Source organism: Helicobacter sp. MIT 14-3879 (assembly GCF_003364125.1).
The window spans coordinates 1-3,424 of sequence record NZ_NXLP01000104.1 but is presented as its reverse complement, the minus strand read 5'-3'; the positions used below and the strand labels follow the sequence as shown (position 1 = coordinate 3,424).

Here is a 3,424-nt window from a genome sequence, read left to right as displayed (position 1 = left end):
CCAACTCTATAATCGCATTTTTTATAAGCAACACGTGCCAATGAAAAGAATCTTGCTTATAAAAAGCACGAACAAAAAGATGAATATCTGTATCGTAAGCAATAGAAGTAGCAAAGAATCAAAATCATATTCTTTAGAGATTCTACTTCAAATCCTTATCTTGTGTCTTAATAATCAAATAAAAATGATTGATAATCTTGCTTTGCTTAGACTTAAACCAATCATCAAGCCTTTCATTTTGAGGAATTATCTGCCTTGATTGCTCTAAGAGTTCGCTTTGTTGAATCTTGCAGGAAATAAGCCTTGTTCTCTAAGAGAGAATGATGTAATGTGTCATATTCTTTTTGTAAAGATTCTATGTTTAGCGGAGTAACTTTGATCACAAAATAGGCAACTTCATTTATCTACTCCAACGCCTATTTTATTATTCACAAGGCTTTCTACTAAAGTCGTGCCACTCCCGCAAATGGCTCAAGCACGCTATCTAAAGGAATGCTATATAAGTTAATAGCCTTAAAACAAGCTGTGGAATGAATTTAGCAAGATAGGTGTAAGAAATGTGTGATATTAAGAAATGTCTTTTTATGAAATATTTGCAAAAGATAAAGAATAATCCAACTTTTTGTAGAAAAACCTTGAGTAATAGATTCTATTTTGCTCTTTGCTATGTTTCTCTTTGAGAGATTCATCAATCCTTATTCATTTTTAGCGACTTTAGTATATAAAAATCTCCCTTAGAATCCTTTTTCTCTATTACATGCAAAACATTTTTAAGAAAGCTTATCTGTTTATAGCTGCTCTTATGCTCATTAAGGCAAAATAGATTCTATTGGGGCAATGCTTGTTTTGTTGCCCTTATTATTGATTTGCAATTTTTTAAGTTTTAAACAACACATTCTGAGCCTCATTAATGCGAGAATTAGCCAAATTGATATAGTCCTTATTGAGTTCATAGCCTATAAAATTTCTTTTTAATTCCAAAGCCGCTAATGCGCTCGTTCCACTTCCTATAAAGGGGTCTAAAATAATATCCTCCTCAAAACTATAAAATTCTATCAATCTCTTTGGTAGTTCTAAGGGGAAAGGGGCTGGATGCCCAATTTTCTTAGCACTCACAGCAGGAAAATGCCAAATTGACTTGCTCCACTCCATAAAATCCTCTTTAGAAATACTATCTTTTTTGATTGCTTTAGCTTTTTTCTTTTCCCTCTTAAAACCTCCTTTAGAAAATACTAAGATATACTCGTGTGTATCTCGCAATACAGGATTACTCGCGCTTCTAAAACTACCCCAAGCAAGACTTACTCCGCTACTAGCACTTTTATCCCAAATGATTTCACCACGCATTAAAAATCCAAGCTCTAACATCATTTGATTAACATACATTGTAAGCGGTATATAAGGCTTTCTCCCAACATTTGCTATATTTATGCAAGCCCTACCGCCACTAACCAAAACTCTATAAGTCTCATTAAAAACATTTTTCAAAAGTTGTAAATATTCATCTAAACTTAAATTATCATCATAATCCTTACTCACATTATAAGGAGGCGAGGTTAGCATTAAATGCACGCTATTATCGGGAAGTTCATACATATTTTCACTACTATGGCAAAATATTTTATTCAAATTTTGTGGCAAAATCTCTTGTTCATCTTGTGTTTTTTGTTTGATAGTTCGAAAATCTTTATAAAGCTTTGAATTATAGAATTTAGAAGAATTATGCCCTATCCTAGCACTCACACCAAAAGAAGAAGTTTGGGTATTTTTAATCATTTTGCTTCCTTTAATTTTCTTAAAAACTGCTCTGCAACTTGCATCTCATCTTGAAAATTTGATGATTCTTTAATGACTTTCCCTAACTATCCATTTTCTACTTTTTTGCTAGACTCATTTCTTTTTGTAGCCTCCGCCTGATAAGCCCTTTAGAAGTAGCTTGTTTTATTAATATTCTTGCTTTTATGCTTATGTTCTTTTTTCTTTGAATTTTTTAAATATTTTCTCTTTAATATCTCTGCTATCAATTTATTCCCTCATTTCTAGCACTTTTTAAGATTCTCTTAGGATAGTCTCACTAGCATAGCAAACTAGCCATTCTCTTAATCTTGCACTCACATAGCCTACAATCCTTAATTCTCTTAATTCTGCATTCTCATATCTTGTACTCTCACATAGCCTACAATCGTGTTATTATTGGGATTACGTTTAGAATCTATAAGCTTAAAAGCGATTTTTACAAATCCTGATGTTTGCCCTTTCATAGCCAAATAAGCTCTATATGTATCATTTTCAAATGCAGTATAAAGGACATTTGCCTCAATGTTTGGCATATCATAAATGCGAATTTCCCCACTTGGACTTTCTAATCTCACACTATCTACTTCTATTTCTTTAATCGCCTCTTTTAAAACCTTTTGTTGCTTCAATATAGAATCAAAGAGGCATTTTTCAAGCCCCTCTAGCTCCTCTTCTTTTATACACAAAAAATTGCGGGTTTTTAAATATGCTAACTGCTTGGACTTAATCTGCTGCTTTAGATTCTCATTTGCAAAATCCATAATAAAGTCATACACTACATTAAGGCTATAATCCTCTCTTAAGAGATAAAAATTATTGCAAATACCCCTTTCAACTATACTTAAACCCTCTTTTGTGCAATCAAACGCTCCATTACCTTGTTTGCCATTTACGATAGGATAAAACGATGATAATGTACCAGCAAAACGCTCATCATTGGGAGTTTCACAAGTGATAGAATCTAGGGCTTTGCTTGAGCTAAAGACTATCCCCTCTCCTTCTTTTCTCGTAAGAGAAAAGCCTATATTTTTCTCACACCCAGACACATTACTTGCTTTTTGACACATAAAATCATAATAACTAGATGTAGGGAATGCGACATTGCCTCGGATTTCTATCTCTATTTCGCTAGGATATGTCCCTGTCTCACAATTTGTATGTTCATTGGCATTTGTCCTGCTTGGATTGACACTCTCAACATTTCCTAGCTTGCAGATAAAATGAGGGTCTTCATAGCGATATTGATTCATAAGAATGCAGTCATAAATGCTCAAAGCCCTTTGCATATAGCAATATCCACTTTCAGGGTCGCATTGTCTAAATGTAGCATACACTCCCTCCCATTCACTTTGTGCAGCAAAACTCAATGTAGAGCTGATTTGAGCGCGTACCCCTTGCATTCCAAAGCCAAAAGACAAAGACATCGCTAAAAATGCCATAAATAACACTTTCACTATCATTTCACTTTCCTATCTTTTAAGTTTTTTACATTGCTATTGGATTCTATCTCATAGATTTTAAGTTTCATATCTTGCCACTTAGAATCTCTCTCATAGATTCTATTTTATAGATTCTCTCTTGCACGCAATAATAGGATAAAAAATAATTTTATTTCCTCTCATTTTCC

At 33.4% G+C, this 3,424-nt stretch carries 3 protein-coding genes; 1 reads left to right on the top strand and 2 read right to left on the bottom strand.

What is annotated here, in order from left to right:
- Positions 1-259, top strand: a 259-nt coding sequence (locus CQA44_RS13040; protein WP_220272160.1) for a hypothetical protein, incomplete at its 5' end; no start/stop codon positions are given.
- A gap of 617 nt (positions 260-876) precedes the next feature.
- Here CQA44_RS13040 and CQA44_RS11570 read toward each other — a convergent pair.
- Both CQA44_RS11570 and CQA44_RS11565 read right to left on the bottom strand, forming a co-directional pair.
- Positions 877-1,776 carry a site-specific DNA-methyltransferase gene (locus CQA44_RS11570; RefSeq protein WP_115547365.1) on the bottom strand — a complete coding sequence of 300 codons (900 nt, stop codon included), beginning with the start codon at positions 1,774-1,776 and terminating at the stop codon, positions 877-879.
- Between the two features lie 362 nt (positions 1,777-2,138).
- Positions 2,139-3,257 (bottom strand): hypothetical protein, encoded by a 1,119-nt coding sequence (locus CQA44_RS11565; RefSeq protein ID WP_115547364.1) that lies wholly within the window; start codon positions 3,255-3,257, stop codon positions 2,139-2,141.
- Positions 3,258-3,424 lie beyond the last annotated feature (167 nt).